This window comes from Paenibacillus wulumuqiensis, assembly GCF_000971965.1.
Lineage (GTDB): Bacteria > Bacillota > Bacilli > Paenibacillales > Paenibacillaceae > Saccharibacillus > Saccharibacillus wulumuqiensis.
The window spans coordinates 371,807-388,022 of the sequence record NZ_LAQP01000001.1; the positions used below are offsets into that span (position 1 = coordinate 371,807).

Below are 16,216 nucleotides of genomic sequence, written 5' to 3' on the forward strand. Positions count from 1 at the left end.
CTGATGCGGAATGGTCCTACTCTATATTACATACACTTACTCCTTAAAAAAATCAAACTTGATCACATAATCAAACAGAAATCGGATTAGTGTAGCTCCAATAGGAATAATACTATACAGCCATAGCGGATGGTTAGGAGGTTCTCCGTTAGGTGTCTCTACCAGAATAAAATAAGTGACAACACAGTAAAGTAAAGCCAGCATGATTCCGGTTACGTTTTTTTCTTTTTTACTTTCTTTTTTGCTTTTCATGGATAAGGCTCCTTTCATTCACTTTTGCCGAAAGTCTATTTCATCCGTTTGTGTTTATTGTTATCAGGGAAATCCTGTTATTTCCAGTATACAACAAGAAATGCTGTATGATTATACCCATCCCCCTTTTTATGTACTACCCGATAATCAGCTTTATTAAAAAAGGACAGCCCCGGAGAGCTGTCCCTTCTGTTGTCCTACGATTAATTGCTCGTATATCTCACCCAATCATACTCTGCGTACAGTGGGTTGGCACCATTATATGTGCCTGTCCAATCATCTACCCCGGTTCCATTCCACAGATTCATCATGATCTGACCAGGTGTAGTCGGAATATTCGTGGTAGCTGTATGCTTCAGTACGCCGTCTACATACCATTTGATGGAGCCTGGTTGCCAATCGAATGCATACGTATGGAAACCTGCTGCAGCGTCAAAACCAAGGTTGATCACTTTTTCGTGCCCACCCACTCCGTTGGTATAGTAGTTGAACTGTACTTTGGTGGTATCTTTCCCCAGGAATTCAATATCGATCTCATCCCACTGTGTACCATTGGCAGGACCGGTATACGTGAAGAATGAAGAGACAATCCCTACGTTTTTGGCTGGTTTCATGCGTACTTCATACTTGCCATACCCATACGTGTTGGTCGTCCGGTATTCACCGCAGTCGAATTTGTTGGGAGATGAGCTGGTCAGGCCCAGTTTGAGCTTGCCATCGCTTGTAAAACTGGCATTGTTCGCGCGCCATGTACAGTTGAACATATTGCCGTTGGAGTAGCCATCCGCCTTTTGCCAGGTGCTCGGATTAAAATACGTCAAAGGCTCCCAGAATACACTCGCTGCAAATGAACTTGTCGAAAAGAACAGGGAAATAACCATTGTCGTTACCAGTGTAACCAGTGATTTTTGGTTCATGTCAAACCTCCATTTTGTTTTTTTAATCATTTCTGTCTTATTCGTCAGCCGTATGTTCACTAAGTTCATTTATATCTGCTGCATTCGCAGCGGATTCGGTCGGTTCGTTTGGAAGCTGTTCTTGTTCGTCTGTTTGTACTTGTTCATCTTGTTGCCCTTCTTGGCCTGCATCCAGTTCGGTAATGCCGGCATTGGGTACAAGCTGCCAGGCATCCAGATTGAACAGATTGCCGCTGCCTCCGGTGAATACGAGGTACAGGTTATGAACACCGGTCGCATTGCGAATAGTTGTCTGCACTTCTCGCCAGTTTTGCATGCCTCCTGTGGAAGGAACCTGCAGAGTGCCGACCAGCGGACCGGTTGCACTATCCAGGCGGACTTCGATCGTACCGCCTGTGTTCGAAGCTACAGTCGCTTTGAATGCTCTGGCACCCGACCAGCCCATATCCGCTTTGCCGACTGCGATCCAGTCACCGTTATTGATATTGGTTACATTCATATTGCTGATGGGTCCTCCGCCCGCCTGTGACGGCTCGGTGGAGATACCTGCCTGCCAACCAATCGTCTCCGCTTCTACGCGTGTATACGGGTTCAGGTTGGCGAGCTGGCCTACACCAGTCATATTAGCCTGTACTTCGGCGATGCTGCCATCTCCATTGTGCACCAGCTTGTTGATATGCGGGGAGCGATATCCTTTGCCGGCTCCGATCTGAGCCTTGCTGACAGTCTGGGCATGGTAGACGACATACCATTCATTTTTGAAATTAAATACGGCATGATGGTTGTTACCGCCCACTCCGAAGAATGAATACGGATTTTTCAGGAAATGTCCTTTGTACGTAAATGGTCCCATCGGATTGTCGCTGACCATATATCCGATTTCACCGGCTGGATACTGGGCAGGATGGGTACCGGCAAAATTGATGCAGTACGAGTAGTAATATTTGCCGTTATATTTGTGAATGCCGGAATCTTCGAACAGATACGGAGCATCTATTGTCTGGGCATTGCCGGTAGTGCTGATCATATCGGCTCCCAGCCGTACGACTCTGGCCGTTTTCGGATTGGCGATGGAAGCCGGATCGGATTCATTGGGGATACCGCCACCGACGTACAGATATCCGCTGCCATCGTCATTTACCAGTACAGCCGGATCGAACAGCCAGGTGACACCCGCCATTCCCGGTGTATTATGGGTCAGCAGCGCTCTACCCATCGGATCGGTCCAGGGACCCACAGGTGTATCGGCTGTCAGCACGCCAATACCGGCTCCTCCATTGGCGAAGTACAGGAAGAATTTGTCCTTGCCATTTATTTTTTTGTACGCTACTGCAGGGGCCCAGGAATTCGAAGCCCATTTGGCGATGCCTCTGCCGTTATTTTTGTTATTGGCGCCTGCGACAGGTATGGTTCCATGATCGGTCCAGTTCACCATGTCTGCAGAAGATATTACCTGAATGCGATCCAGTGCACTGAAGTCATTGTCCTTGATCGATCCGTCAGCATTATATACATACGTATCACTGGACATATACACATATACTCTGCCATTGTAGACCAGCGAGTATGGATCGGCGCCCAGCTTATGATCCATGAGCGGATTGGCATTCCCCGGCAGTTTGGCCAGGGGTCGGTTCGCCGCTTCCACATGGTATTGGGGAAAAGCAGTGAATAATAAAGCACAAGCAAAAAGTACAGCCAGACATTTTCGAATCATCAGTTAACCTCCGTTTCATTTTGGTAACGCTTACAAATAGAATTGTATAAAAGCATTCTTCAATAAAGAAGAGTGCCTGATACCATGCCATACCTCACCAAAGGTGAGCATAAATATGTAATTTAATTGAAAATAATGGTTTTATTTGGCTCAGAAAAATGATATCATGCTCCCTCTGATATAACAACATGATGACATATCAAATAAGCGACCTGGCTTCCATCCTCCCATTCATCTGTACAAAAAGAAAAGTAGCTGCTTTTACAGGATGATTATAAATATATGGAAACTCCCTCTGTAGAAGGTACACAACAGAAGGAGTTTTCTCGGTTGGCTCGGGCCATTTTTTATTTATTTTAATAGCGAGAGACATTCATGATAAGAGAAGCATACACAGCTGTATCAAATAATAACAGCAGTTTCCCTACTCCTTGATCCGGCAATCTGCCAGAACCTCGGGCTTGAACTGCATGCTGTCGGATGCGGTGATGCTGCGAATGACCCGGCACGGTACACCTGCTGCAAAGGAGTTAGACGGAATGTCCTGGGTGACGACACTGCCTGCCCCAATAACGCATCCATCACCAATGGTAACGCCTCCACAAACAGTGACATTAGCAGACAGCCATACATCATTACCGATCGTTACCGGTTTGGCATAACATAATGAGTTGGCTTGTCCATGCTGGTCAATCATCTGCCGTCGTTCCGAGGCGATAAATGGATGCACAGGCGTCACAATAGTCACATTTGGGCCAAAGCTCGTATAACTGCCAATACTCACTCTGGCGTCATCCTGAACCGTAAGATTGTAATTGGCAAAAAAATGACTGCCAATCTCGGTGTGAGTCCCATAGTGGAAGAAAATCGGTCCCTGCAAAAAGCATTTCTCGCCTCTGGCGCCAAGCAGCTGCTGAAGTATGTTTTCCCGTTCTTCGACCTGATCTTCGTACGTATCGCTGTACTGCTGGCTAAGCCGGTGTGCTTTGGCTTTGATCTTTCTCAGATCGGGATGGCCCGGGTTAAACAATAGTCCGTTAAAGATCCGCTCTTCTTCTGTCATGCTTACCTCTCCCTGTCGTGTGTGAATTGGCCCCTGTCTGCGAGTTTGGACTCCATCTGATGGACAGCTGGGATCGTTTAGATGATGTACAGCAAGCAGCCGGTACTGCTTCCTTTATTGTAGTGGATCGTCGTCCATTATCCTATAAGCAGGTCATCCTTTTCAGCGTATGCATACAGGTCCAGGCAACAAAACGAAGAGCGGCTCCATGGAGGATCGCTCTTCGCTTTGTTTGTTATGAACCGATAGGAGAATGAGGATATTCTCATACGGAAATTGTATATTATCCCTTAACATCTGCCACGATCCGGACGGTCGCTGCGCGTGCCCGTTCGCTAACCATGGAGTCTTTGTAGGGACTGCCCTGGTATTTGGTCCGATAGGCTTGATCGATCTGTTCATGGATCGGTCCCTCGACGAATTCGAAAGTAACTTCCCGGGTCATGCCGGCTACGGTGATGCGTCCTGCCTTCTGCCGCTGCGCTGCCTGATACCAGCGCGAATTCTGACCGTTATAGGCTCGCACGTAGAGAGCATCGTCCACAACGACCGACCAGATCCATGTAGGGGTGCCGTATGTCTTCCCGTCTTCACGAAATGGTGAGATATGCAGATCATCCGCTCCGGCGATCTGCTGCAGTTCTTCCTTGGTCCATGTACTCATATGATGATCCTCCTTTAACAAAATGAACATTGATTGTTTAATCAACCTGTGTTTATAATTTTAAACAGAAACATCATGCTTGCAATGGACAATCTGCTGTTAGATGTGGAGTACTGAACACAATCAGCAGAATTGTTAATTATTTCAGAAGGGTGATCTCCATAATGAATAAAATCGACCGACGCGTCATCAAATCCCGGGAAGCCATCAAAAAAGCGATTCTTGAACTGATGACCGAGAAAAACTTCGATTCCATTACAATCCGGGACATTTCGGAGCGTGCCAATGTGAACCGGGGAACCATTTATCTTCATTATCTGGATAAGTATGATTTGCTAGATAAAATTATTGAAGAACATATTAATAATCTGCGCGAACTGTGCCATAATGCATCGGAAATGACTTTTCAGGAAGGCAATTATGTCTGGTTTGAGTATTTTGCCGAGCATCATCTGTTTTTTTCGACGATGCTGAATACGAAGAGTGCCGCTCACTTTCGCAGTCGGTTTCTCGATCTGGTCGTTGAAGAATACAGGGTAGAAGTGGATACGACCAAGGGAACCAATCAGGGGCTGGGAGACGAAGTTGTACTGCAATTTATGGGTTCGGCTGTAGTGGGAACAGTAGAATGGTGGTTTAAAAATGGAATGCCAGTCCCTCCGCGTGTGATTGCGGAACAAACCGGCATCCTGCTGGATCGGAATTTCTAGAATGGATAAATGAAAATAATAGACTACTGAACCATCAGGCGGCCTGTTTGCGCCGCCATCCCAGACGGATACCTGTCACAAGACCAACACCGAGCAAAATAATCATCAGTCCGAGCATCGTACCTGTCGACAGTGGCTCATCCAGGAACAGCCAACCCCACACAACTCCAAATACCGGTACCAGAAAAGTGACACTCACTGTCTTGACCGCCCCTACATTGATAATCAACCGGAAATACAGCAGATAGGCAAACGCTGTCGATAGCAGAGCAAGCATAAGCACCGAGCTGATAGCCGATATACCCGGCAGGTGCGCAGGCAGGAAGAACAAAGCGACGGGAAGCAGTAAAAGACCTGCGGCCAGCTGCTGTCCGATCGCCAGGTCAAGTGGCTGCTCGCCCTGGAACGCTCTGGCCGAATAGATACCGCCGATTCCATAAAATACTGCAGCCGCCAGCGACAGCAGCACCGGGCCTACCAGACTCGTACCTCCAGCCTGTGCATTCCAGCCAACGAGTACGATAACGCCAGTCATTCCGAGCAGCAGACCCATTGACTTCCTCCAGGTAAAGGCTTCTTTGACCCATATGTAGGAGATGACTGCGGTAAACAGCGGCGTCATCGAATTAAGAATAGCCGCCAGCGAGGCGTTCATGCTCATCTCCGCAGCTGCAATAAAGCAAAACGGGATAGCCGCATTGCAGGCACCAAGCACCAGGTATTGTCTCCACTTGTGCCGGATATGCGGCCGTCTGCGCAGCGCCAGCGTGTAGAGCAGCAGCCCGGCTGCTGCAATCAACACCCGCAAATCGATGAGCACGATAGGGCCAAGCTCGGGCACTGCTACTCTCATAAACAAAAAGGATGCTCCCCATAGAGCGGCGAGCAGTATCAGCATACCTGCGTCTTTCGTTTTCAAAACTATCCTCCCCCTCTATAGTTATATGAAATCATACTGTAACACGGTATCTTCATTATATGAAAGGAAAAGGATGCCGTCTTTTGCTATCTTGCTTCTTCATTAGGGTAGCCTCTTTGATTACCGCTTTAATTTTGCTCAAGTTTTGCATAAATAGTTATTATTGGTATTATGAAGGAGTTGGTTCCCCAAAGATTCATCCCAAATATAAATAGGAGTGATACCAGATGCTGCGTATTTTAATCGTTAATTTTCCTGCAGAAGGACATGTGAACCCTACGCTGGGGATTACAGAAGCCTTTGCATCGCGTGGAGATGAAGTGCATTACGTCACGACTGAGAAATACAAGGAAAGAATCGAAGCTGTAGGCGCTACCGTGCATCTGCACCCGGATCTGGTCCGAACCGCTTCCATCGATACAGGGAACCGGGAAAGCATTAATGAATTTATGAAAATCCATATTCGCACTTCCCTGGACATTCTGGAGCTCGTCCGGCAGCTATCCGCTACCATTGCCTTTGATCTCGTGCTGTACGACCGATTTGGCGCAGGTGAGCTGGTAAGGGATATGCTGAATATTCCGGGCATCTCCTCCTCCCCGTCCTTCCCGATCTCCAATCAGCATATGGCGACCAATCTGTTCCGTCCCAGTGCAGAGTCGCCTGCTCCACCGGATGAATTTGTTGCCGAATCCCTGTCCCTGATGAAAGAAAAATACGGCGTTGCGCCAAAGGAAATGATTCAGTTTATGAACAATAGTGGTGCGCTGAATATTGTATATACCAGCAAGTACTTCCAGCCGAATGGAGAGCAGTTTGAGGAAAAGAATCTTTTTATTGGCCCGAGCTTTCCGGAGCGCAAAGGATCCGGCTCGTTTCCTTTGGAAAAGCTGCAAGGTCAGCGGGTACTCTATATTTCGATGGGTACGGTGCTTGATCATATTGAAGAGTTCTTCAATACTTGTATCGAAGCTTTTAGCGATTTCGACGGGATCGTGGTTATTGCCGCCGGTGAGAAGGCGGATCTTGCCAAAATTAATCCGGCACCTGACAACTTTATCATCTCCCCGTATGTTCCGCAGCTGGAAGTGCTGCGTCATGCCGACGTATTCATCACCCATGGCGGTATGAACAGCGTCAATGAAGGCATTCACTTTAACGTGCCTCTGGTTGTACTGCCTCAGGACAAAGACCAGCCGATGGTCGCCCAGCGCCTGACCGAACTGCAGGCCGGCTACCGCATCACCAAAGATCAGATTCATGTGCAGTCGCTGCGCGAAGCGGTGCAGGAAGTGCTGTCCAATCCGTCCTACAAGGAAGGCGTACACAAGATCAATCAAAGCTTTGAGCAGTGCGGCGGTACCGAGGAAGCACTTCGCCGTATCGATGCCTATCTGCTGCAAAGAACGGGAGCGAAGTGAGATTACTTTATAAAAATTGGATTGTGTGGCTTATTGTACTGATTGTGCTTCTTCTTTTTGCAGGCATCTGGATAGTGAGGACCGATACACATCCATCTCCGCTGCAGTCCTACTATACAGGCGTCATCCGCAGCATAGAGAAAAGGGATAACAGTATTGATGGAACCCGGATCAAATACCTTATCACTTTTACAGATGGCAAAGCATTTGTCGTTACAAAGCGAACTTCATTTTATATTAATGAGCTTATGCCGATAGGAGTGGAGGAAGACCCATCCATTACCTTTACCCGGCTTCGAAAAGAGTCTCATATTGGAGAGATTCGGGTAGGGAATAAAGTGGAGCTTTGGAACAGGCAGGTCAATGATCATCTGTATGAAATTTTTGAGCTGACTACGCTGGACGCCACCCTCGACAACTAGCCCATTAACCAATTAGATAACTGGATAATTAGCAAAGAAGCCGTGAGTATATTCACGGCTTCTTTCTTTTTCTCTAGTCTGTTTGTAGTCCAGAAGTGCCGGACTACAGATCCCTGTATGTTTTAAAAAAAAGACTCCGGGACTATTGGGAATATTTTCAATAATGTTATTATAAATAACATGCCATACATCCGCCAATCAAGGAGGTGAACAGATTGAACTCTTATAACGACGTATCTATACTAAAAGAAGCACTGAACGAAGAGTTAAGCAAAAGAAATGCATCCGAGCAAAAAATCATTCTGAGCAAAATAGTAACTGATCTGCAAAACGATCTGCCAACTGATCCGTCAATCGGTCCAACGAGCAGCCTCACTGATGAACATTACATAAAAAGCGACTGGGAAATGATCAAAGAGTATCTGAGTATCCCCTTCATCCGCTGGGCGTATATCCTGGCAATTGTTACACCTGTAGTTTTAATCGTCGGCTTTGTATATGCAGCCCTCTGGGTAGAATAGTCGTGGCGATCCTGCTTTGCCCAGTCCGAATGGCGACATATTGATGCTGTGTATCGCATCTGAAATAGACAAAATGAAAAAGCGGACAATTTCCTTTTAAGGAGTATTGTCCGCTTTTTTGCGTGTTATTGTACAGGGTGGTACTTTCAATGTCCCAAAATAATCCATCACGATCTGACGGAACTCCAAAACTGCCTGTGAAGCATATCGGTTCCGGTTCCACAGCAAAGCAATTTGCCGTACAAGTTCATGCTGCTCCAAGGGGATATACCGGATACGTTCCCGCGGGTTCCTCGCTGTACCCGGCATGAAAGCAATCCCTATTCCGGTCTCTACCAGCGTACTCATTCTCGCCGGCTCATCTCCCTCATACACATACCGGGGTGTAAATCCGGCATCATAACAGGCGGCATCGACCAGATCGCGGGTTCCGTAGCCCTGCTTGACGCCGACAAACCACTCGTCCTCCAGTTCTTCAAGCGAGATACTCTGCCGATCAGAGAAATGATGGCCTTCTGGAACAGCAAGCAGGATAGGATCATTGTAGACAATCTGACACTCGATATCCTCTCCATGTATCGGCGGAGACGAGAGACAAAGATCCACTTCTCCTCGCTGCAAAAGTGTAACCATATCCTCGGTAGCCAGCATTTGTACATGAAACTGAATCTCCGGTCTCTTTTTCCTGAATTCCTGCAGAATGCCCGGCAATGTGCTGGCAGTAGTCACCGCGAGCTCCAGTGTACTCTGCTGTATATGAGCCAAATCCCTGATCTCCTGTCTTCCCTGCTCCAATTCAAATAATGCCTTTTCCGCACGACGAAGAAATCGGCGTCCTGACTCATTCAATCGCAAATTCCGGCCGGTCCGGTCAAACAATGGAACATCTAGATCCTCTTCCAGACGCTGTATCGTTTTACTGAGCGAAGATTGGGTGACATGCAGCTGCTGCGCTGCTTCTGTCATATGTTCCAATCGAGCTACCGTCATAAAATACTGCAGTTGAAGAAGTTCCATGACTCCCCTCCATTCATTCCTTCTGATACATGAAATGATAGCATAAAATGCGTTGGAGTAAATCATTTTATTCGCTTACGATAAGGATAGAACATTTGAGGAGGAATAATATAATGAGCGTACGCAGCTGGTGGTTAATGATATCTGTTGGATTGGGCATTATGCTAAATCCGCTGAACTCTTCCATGATCTCGGTAGCGATTCCGCAATTGCAGAATTCATTTCAGCTGGATTTTACAGCAGTCTCCTGGATTATCTTTTCCTTTTATATTGCGAGTGCGGTTGCCCAGCCTGTCATGGGCAGAATGAGCGATCTGTTCGGCCGCCGAAACCTGTTTCTGGCCGGGTTGCTGGTCTCCCTGATTGTATCCCTGGGTGCTCCGTTATCGTTAAGCTTTGGCTGGCTGATTGTATTCCGCATCGTACAGTCTATCGGAACGAGTATGATGGTAGCTGTAGGAATGGCTATCGTGCGTATCCATGTTACGGAGAAGCAGGCAGCTGCGCTATCGGTATTATCCATCTTTCTGTCCGGAGCGGCAGCGGTCGGACCTTTTATCGGGGGATTGCTGATGTATTGGTGGGACTGGCAGGCCATTTTTCTGGTCAATATCCCCGTTGTACTGGTGAGTCTGCTATTGGCTTGGAGAACGATTCCGGTAGACGAATCTTCCACTTCTGCTGTCAGTAACAATGTGTCGGGTCAATGGATTCGCAGGATGGACCCGGTAGGCATTTTTCTTTTTACAGTGGGGCTGATCGCTCTGCTGCTTGGCTTATTGTCTGCCAAATCATCAGGTTCATTTTGGGGGTCTCCTATTTGGATGAGTATGGCGGGGATCGTACTGCTGGCGATTTTTGTATGGCACGAATTACGTACAGCGTCGCCCTTTATTCCTTTGCGCACATTTGCCAGATATCCTGCGATGGCGTGGGTTAATGTGGAATTTATACTGATCAATCTTATTTATTATGCTGTCTTTTTTGGAATGCCTTCCTACCTGCAGGTTGTGCATCATATCAGTGAAATCAATGCGGGAATTCTTATGCTGAGCCTGGGACTGTGCTCCCTGCTGATTTCTCCCTGGGCTGGACGATGGGTGGATCGATCAGGTACAGGACCGACTCTCCTCACGTCTGCCCTATTGATGACACTGGGATCGATATGGCTGGCTGCGTTTGGTCTGGCTTCATCGATCATTAGTATCTGTCTCGCTCTCGCTGTATTCGGAGTTAGCAACGGATTGAATAATGTCGGCATGCAGGCTGCTTTGTTCCAGAGTTCACCCCGGGATATGATCGGGGTAGCCTCCGGACTGTTCAGCACATCCAGATATCTGGGCACCATTCTCTCCTCGCTATTGATCAGCATGGTGACAGGAAGCCAACTGACCTTTGCCGGATTTCGCATACTGGGGGGAATGCTTACTGTAATGGCACTCCTCCTCGTCTATATGAACTGGCAGCGCTGGCAAGCGGGACAGCAGCAATACAACGAGACGGATCAAACATCATAAGGAAAAATGATGTTTGATCCGTCTGTTTTGTACGTATTTTTTCTTCAGTAGCTACCGCTACCACTGCCAAATTTTTGCTTTCTGATATACTGCTTGTTAAAGGATGGTTCACGACAGCCAGAGCAGCAACAGCACGATATCCAGCTTATTCCGCCGACTTCTTTTTGCGAATCTTCGGTTGGGTCAGCTGATAGCTGTGCTGTACCATATCCTCTATCTCTTCCCGCGGAATCTCCCCATCCAGAGTCACCGTATTCCAGTGCTCTTTGTTCATATGATACCCCGGCTGCACTTCCGGATATAATGTCCGCAAAAAGTCGGCTTTGATCGGGTCACACTTCAGATTGACACATAAGTGACCATGACGCTGGAAAATCAGGGCAAAGGACTTTTTGTTGCCGGTATGCCTCATAACCGTCCATGTCTCATCAAACGGATAATCCTTGTACACCCCGGGATAGGACAAGCAATATTCGATAAATTCTTCTTCGTTCATCATCTGCCTCCGTATGCCTCATTACCGTACAATCTCTTCTTTCAGCATACAGCAAACTCCGCTGATCCGGCAAATAAGAAACCGGACAGCGGAGCATAGAACAAAATGTAATCGGTGCTGCATTTATTTGCGGGCATATCCCTGCTTGTTCAGATAGTCCATCATAAAGGGCTGCTTGCTTCGCTCCAGATGATCTTCGATATGGTCTTTCCAACCTTTTACTTTTTTCACGGTAAACGGTGCTTTCACCGGCCGGCCTTCGTAATACTCACGCATCTGCTGATCATATTCTTCCAGCTTCTCTTCATCCAGCGGCTGGTACTGATTATCAAACATCACCATCGATTGCGGCAGGCGCGGCTTGAGGCCAGGCTTCTCTCCGGCAGGATGACCGATGCACAGACCTACCAGAGGGACCACGTATTCCGGCAGTTTTAACTGCTTGGTCAGTTCCTCGATATTCAGTCTCACGCCTCCGATATATACGCCGCTCAGTCCCAGCGATTCTGCAGCAGTCAGAGCATTCTGAGCCATCAGACCGGCATCAAAAGTGGCTATTAACAAATATTCGATATAATCCAGATCCACATTCGGAGCAATCTGGTGATTACGGTTAAAATCTGCACAGAAAATCCAGAACTCCGCCGCTTCTTCAATATAAGGCTGGTCGGCGGACAGCTGCATCACTGTTTTCCGCAAAGCAGGATCGGTTACCCGAATAATAGAGACGGCCTGTAAAAGACTGAACGAGGAAGTCTGATGGGCTGCCTTGAAGATGGCCTCACGCTGTTGGTCGGTTAGTGGTTCTTTCGTATAGGAACGCACAGATGTGTGGTTATGAAGTAATTCGATTGTTGTATTCATGTAAATCTCCCTTTTATATTTATAGGTACTGGCGTTCACCGGTTTGGGCTGCTTTTTCGATAGCATCCAGAAGCCGGTGAAGCTGGACCGCCTCTGCAAACCCAGGAGTCAGGGAAGTTCCATTCCGGATATCTTCGGTAAACTTGCTGTACACCTGGGCAACATTCAGAACCAATCCTGAATCGCTTTTCAGTGGTTCCGGCAGGAATGGCTGCTTTTACCGCTTCATAGTGTTCCTTGGCGTTAATGCTGACGACGACCAGATCCACATCAGGATGCTAGGCCAGTTCTTCCACTTGGTCAAACGCATGGGCAGCTTGGAAGACCTCTGCACTTTTGCGTGCGCTCTCCATATTGCTTGTTCCCACAGCCGTCAGTTCCAGTTCATCCAGCTGCTCGATGGCCGGAATATGAGTTCCTCTGGCCCAGCCGTTATTTATGGACCCGCCGATAATACCTGCCCGTAATTTTCTGTGCATGTTTCATCCTCCTCTTCATATTATTAACGCTGTAAATTGTTGAAATAAATAAATGTACTCCAGTCTGTATCCAGCATTAGATGCCTGATAGAGACTGATAGGGTAATAACATGACCTGTCCTCTATGATTTGCCGATTGGCTTATTATGTTGAGTATCTTCGGTACATGTACTAGAATATAATCAATTCTTCTCTTTTTGAAGAAGGCAATAAAAATTGCTGTAGTACACTTTTTTGTACCTATGGCAGAAAGCAGGAAAAGATGGCCAGACTGTGCAAGGATGGATTTGAAAGAGAATTTATAGAGGAACAACGCGAAGTATATGGCATTGCCTATACGCAAAATATACTTTCCGGGCGCTGGAAATATATTATCCTGTGGTTTTTGAAGCCTTCAGAGCGTCGCTATAGTGAAATTAAGGCTTTTCTCGGGAATATTTCGCAGGGGTCTCTTACCAAGCAGCTGCGGGAACTTGAAGCCGAAGGTCTGATCCATCGCCAGGTCTATCCGGAAGTTCCGCCGCGTGTTGAATACTCCCTAACCTCCAAAGGCAAAGAACTTTTGCCTATTATTGACCTGATGGAAGAGTACGGCAAGAAATTCGGGGAACAAGTGGAACTTTCCAACGAACAAGCCTGATTATAAAATGAACATGCAAAAAACAGACGCTGCAAAGGCGTCTGTTTTTTGATTACAGAAAGTTCTGGTTGTAATCATAGATTCGATTATTGGGCCTGATTTGCCTGATGCAGATAACTCGGAATCATCGTCTCAAAAGATGGGAATGCATAAATGAGCTTATCCGCATCTTCAGCTGTCAGTCCCAGCGTAATGACCGGTGTCAGGCTGTTAATGATCTCCAGCGCCTCCTGGCTGTAGGCAGCTGCTCCGACCAATTTGTTCTCCTGATCGTACACCAGGGTCAGATGAGCTTCGGTATCATTGCGTCCGGCAAAGTCCCACTGCTTGCCCAGCTCCACCGGTTTGACCTTATAGTCCGAAGATTGCTCCGCTTCCTCGATGCTGATGCCGATCTGGGCAATTCTCGGCACGGTAAAGGCAATCGTCGCAATCGGAGGATACTGAATTGGAGCGTTAATCGTGCCGAGCAGTGAACCTGCCAGATATTTGGCTTCAAATACGGCTGTTGGTGTGAGACGCGGCTGCGTTTTGTCGAGAATATCACCAGTCGCGTAAATATGCGGCTGTGAGGTCTGCAGACGATCATTCACTACGATACCGTGTTTGTTGTATTCTACACCGGCAGCTTCCAGATTCAGCTGATCCGCATTCGGTACACGACCGGTTGCATTGATCACCAGTCCTGCTGTCAGATGAAGTCCCTTTTCGGTCGTGACAGCCAGTTCGCTGCCCTGCTGCTCCACACCGGTCACATGATCATTAAAATGGAAATGAATGCCTTCTTGCTTCATTTTGTCGATCATCTTGTTGGCGTAGGGTTGGTGGAATCCATTCAGTATATGATCCGAAGACTGCACGACATGGACTTCGGCACCTGTTTTCACCGAGATCGAAGCAAGTTCCATCGATACGTAACCTGCACCAATAAAGACGATACGCTCCGGCAGTTCCGGCAAATACAGGAATTCATTGCTGGTCTTCATATATTGTTCGCCCGGTATGTTTAAGGAAGCTGGTCGGTGCCCAGCTGCAATCACGATTTGGTCTGCGGTGTAGTGCTCGTTGTTTACCGCAACCGTGCTCGCATCGACAAATTGCGCTTCGCCCCGGATGATCTCTACGCCTGCTTTTTGCAGGTTCTTCTCCATCATAACCGGCAGGGGGCCGATAATTTTGTTTTTATGATCCATCAGCTGCTGCCAGTTCAGCTTGAATTGACTTGTCAGACCGACCGGACCGAACAGCTCTGCATCTTCCATTACCTTGATCGGGCCATCGAGAATGATTTTGGGATTACAGCCATAGTTGGTGCATACACCCAGAATCTTGTCACGCTCAATCATGCCTACTTTCTTGCCGGCTGCACTGAGTGGTAATGCCGCATTCCACGCTCCCTGTCCACTGCCTATGAATAACACATCGAATTGTTTTGTCATATCGATCCTCCTGATTTCTGTCGACTTCACCCATTATCAATAGTGAGTAATTAATTGAGAATTTAAATGATTTTGCGCTATCTTTTTATTATTACCCAATAATCCGGGAATTCTACAGTTTTTATGGGAAGAACGTTTTATGACAGATAAGGGAGCGCTGATAAATCAGGAAGATCAGACTGCGGATGGGCCGGTGATCAGACCGTATTTCACAAAACTGTTGTACAGTCCATCCTGTTCCAGGGGATCGGTAATATCATCGGCAATCTTCAGCAGTCCGGGTCTGGCATCACCCATCGCTATGCCGACAGCACAGTGCTCCAGCATCTCGGCATCATTCATACCATCACCGATCGCCATCGTGTGCTCTCGTGGCAGCTGAAGATGTTCCAGCAGATCAGCAATTGCAATCGCCTTGTGGATGCCTGGTATCATCAGTTCTCCGCTATTCGGGCCAAACAGCGGAACCGTACATTGAATCACTTCGAACCGGTCTGCGAACTCCTCGCAGATCTGCTCGAAGGGAATTGAACTTTCCAGAAAGCATACTTTGTTGACATCATCCTTGTACAAGTCGGTCTCGCCGTAGGTCAGCCCGGCAATAAATGGGTGCGGTGCTTGCTCCATCCGCACTCTTGCCTCTGGATCATGATCGATATCCCCGTAAATCAGCGTCTCCAATTGCGCTTTCAGATGAGCGCTGGCATACAGCGCAGAATTGGATTCCAGATAAAAATGAATTCCATGACGATTGAAAAAATCAACCATATGACGCACATCTTCCGGCCGCACTTTTTTATGATATAACACCTCATTTGCAATCTCCACATATCCTCCCCCGGCACCAATCAACCCGTCAAAGCCGATATCCCAGATTGAATCGTAAATCTCCGCCTTGGAGCGACCCGTGCAGAGAAACAGCAGATGACCATTCTCTCTTGCCTGCCTGCATGCCAGCTGAGCCGATGCAGGAACATCTCCATAGTCATCGACCAGAGTACCATCAATATCGATAAAGACAATCTTTTGGGCTATATTGTTCATCAGTTATCAGACTCCTCTATATATGTAATGAGCAGCTGCTTGCTCTGTTTTCACTCTAAACGTTGAAACGGGTTACATGTCAAATAGCAAATAATATCCGCTGCATATGACAAA

18 protein-coding genes are annotated in these 16,216 nt (G+C 47.4%); 6 read left to right on the top strand and 12 right to left on the bottom strand.

From position 1 onward, the window contains the following. Positions 1-36 precede the first annotated feature (36 nt). From WH45_RS09800 to WH45_RS09820, 5 genes are all read right to left on the bottom strand, one after another. Entirely contained in the window at positions 37-252 is a 216-nt protein-coding gene (locus WH45_RS09800; protein WP_046214181.1) for a hypothetical protein, read from the bottom strand. A gap of 203 nt (positions 253-455) precedes the next feature. Further along, positions 456-1,169 (bottom strand): beta-glucanase, encoded by a 714-nt coding sequence (gene bglS / locus WH45_RS09805; RefSeq protein ID WP_046214182.1) that lies wholly within the window; start codon positions 1,167-1,169, stop codon positions 456-458. A gap of 37 nt (positions 1,170-1,206) precedes the next feature. Further along, a complete protein-coding gene (locus tag WH45_RS09810) occupies positions 1,207-2,886 on the bottom strand; it encodes a glycoside hydrolase family 43 protein (RefSeq protein ID WP_082096668.1) in 1,680 nt (559 codons plus the stop codon). Positions 2,887-3,310: 424 nt separating this feature from the next. Beyond that, on the bottom strand, positions 3,311-3,949 hold the full coding sequence (locus WH45_RS09815; RefSeq protein WP_046214183.1) for a sugar O-acetyltransferase: 639 nt from the start codon (positions 3,947-3,949) through the stop codon (positions 3,311-3,313). A 283-nt stretch (positions 3,950-4,232) separates the two neighbouring features. Continuing rightward, the gene (locus WH45_RS09820) at positions 4,233-4,613 is read right to left on the bottom strand and encodes a DUF2255 family protein (RefSeq protein ID WP_046214184.1); all 381 of its coding nucleotides are present in this window, start codon (positions 4,611-4,613) and stop codon (positions 4,233-4,235) included. Positions 4,614-4,777: 164 nt separating this feature from the next. On the opposite strand from WH45_RS09820, the gene WH45_RS09825 reads away from it, so the two are divergent. Further along, a complete protein-coding gene (locus WH45_RS09825) occupies positions 4,778-5,323 on the top strand; it encodes a TetR/AcrR family transcriptional regulator (protein WP_046214185.1) in 546 nt (181 codons plus the stop codon). Between the two features lie 34 nt (positions 5,324-5,357). Here the strand turns inward: WH45_RS09825 and WH45_RS09830 are convergent, their stop codons facing one another. Then, positions 5,358-6,242: a DMT family transporter gene (locus WH45_RS09830; protein WP_152663530.1), complete on the bottom strand. Its 885-nt coding sequence runs from the start codon at positions 6,240-6,242 to the stop codon at positions 5,358-5,360. Positions 6,243-6,469: 227 nt separating this feature from the next. Between WH45_RS09830 and WH45_RS09835 the strand changes: the two genes are divergently transcribed. From WH45_RS09835 to WH45_RS09845, 3 genes are all read left to right on the top strand, one after another. After that, a complete protein-coding gene (locus WH45_RS09835) occupies positions 6,470-7,663 on the top strand; it encodes a macrolide family glycosyltransferase (protein WP_046214186.1) in 1,194 nt (397 codons plus the stop codon). Between the two features lie 74 nt (positions 7,664-7,737). Then, a complete protein-coding gene (locus tag WH45_RS09840) occupies positions 7,738-8,085 on the top strand; it encodes a hypothetical protein (RefSeq protein ID WP_152663531.1) in 348 nt (115 codons plus the stop codon). 215 nt (positions 8,086-8,300) lie between these two features. Then, complete coding sequence (locus WH45_RS09845; RefSeq protein ID WP_046214188.1) at positions 8,301-8,606, top strand: hypothetical protein; 306 nt, start codon at positions 8,301-8,303, stop codon at positions 8,604-8,606. 96 nt (positions 8,607-8,702) lie between these two features. On the opposite strand, the gene WH45_RS09850 is transcribed toward WH45_RS09845, so the two are convergent. Next, positions 8,703-9,623, bottom strand: coding sequence for a LysR family transcriptional regulator (locus WH45_RS09850; protein ID WP_046214189.1), 921 nt, complete (start codon positions 9,621-9,623; stop codon positions 8,703-8,705). Between the two features lie 113 nt (positions 9,624-9,736). Here WH45_RS09850 and WH45_RS09855 point away from each other — a divergent pair, with 113 nt between their 5' ends. Further along, on the top strand, positions 9,737-11,140 hold the full coding sequence (locus WH45_RS09855; protein ID WP_046214190.1) for an MFS transporter: 1,404 nt from the start codon (positions 9,737-9,739) through the stop codon (positions 11,138-11,140). A gap of 145 nt (positions 11,141-11,285) precedes the next feature. Here WH45_RS09855 and WH45_RS09860 read toward each other — a convergent pair whose 3' ends face one another. The 3 genes from WH45_RS09860 to WH45_RS22825 all read right to left on the bottom strand — a co-directional run bounded on the left by WH45_RS09860 (position 11,286) and on the right by WH45_RS22825 (position 12,979). After that, positions 11,286-11,636 carry an MmcQ/YjbR family DNA-binding protein gene (locus WH45_RS09860; RefSeq protein WP_046214191.1) on the bottom strand — a complete coding sequence of 117 codons (351 nt, stop codon included), beginning with the start codon at positions 11,634-11,636 and terminating at the stop codon, positions 11,286-11,288. A 123-nt stretch (positions 11,637-11,759) separates the two neighbouring features. After that, positions 11,760-12,500 carry an oxygen-insensitive NADPH nitroreductase gene (gene nfsA / locus WH45_RS09865; RefSeq protein ID WP_046214192.1) on the bottom strand — a complete coding sequence of 247 codons (741 nt, stop codon included), beginning with the start codon at positions 12,498-12,500 and terminating at the stop codon, positions 11,760-11,762. Positions 12,501-12,778: 278 nt separating this feature from the next. Next, on the bottom strand, positions 12,779-12,979 hold the full coding sequence (locus WH45_RS22825; protein WP_052723707.1) for a hypothetical protein: 201 nt from the start codon (positions 12,977-12,979) through the stop codon (positions 12,779-12,781). Between the two features lie 262 nt (positions 12,980-13,241). Between WH45_RS22825 and WH45_RS09875 the strand changes: the two genes are divergently transcribed. Continuing rightward, positions 13,242-13,619 (top strand): winged helix-turn-helix transcriptional regulator, encoded by a 378-nt coding sequence (locus WH45_RS09875; protein ID WP_046214193.1) that lies wholly within the window; start codon positions 13,242-13,244, stop codon positions 13,617-13,619. An 86-nt stretch (positions 13,620-13,705) separates the two neighbouring features. Here the strand turns inward: WH45_RS09875 and WH45_RS09880 are convergent, their stop codons facing one another. Together WH45_RS09880 and WH45_RS09885 are read right to left on the bottom strand one after the other, a co-directional pair. Next, positions 13,706-15,058, bottom strand: a complete 1,353-nt coding sequence (locus WH45_RS09880; RefSeq protein ID WP_046214194.1) for a dihydrolipoyl dehydrogenase family protein — start codon at positions 15,056-15,058, stop codon at positions 13,706-13,708. 174 nt (positions 15,059-15,232) lie between these two features. Beyond that, positions 15,233-16,102, bottom strand: coding sequence for an HAD family hydrolase (locus WH45_RS09885; RefSeq protein WP_082096670.1), 870 nt, complete (start codon positions 16,100-16,102; stop codon positions 15,233-15,235). Between the last annotated feature and the right edge of the window lie 114 nt (positions 16,103-16,216).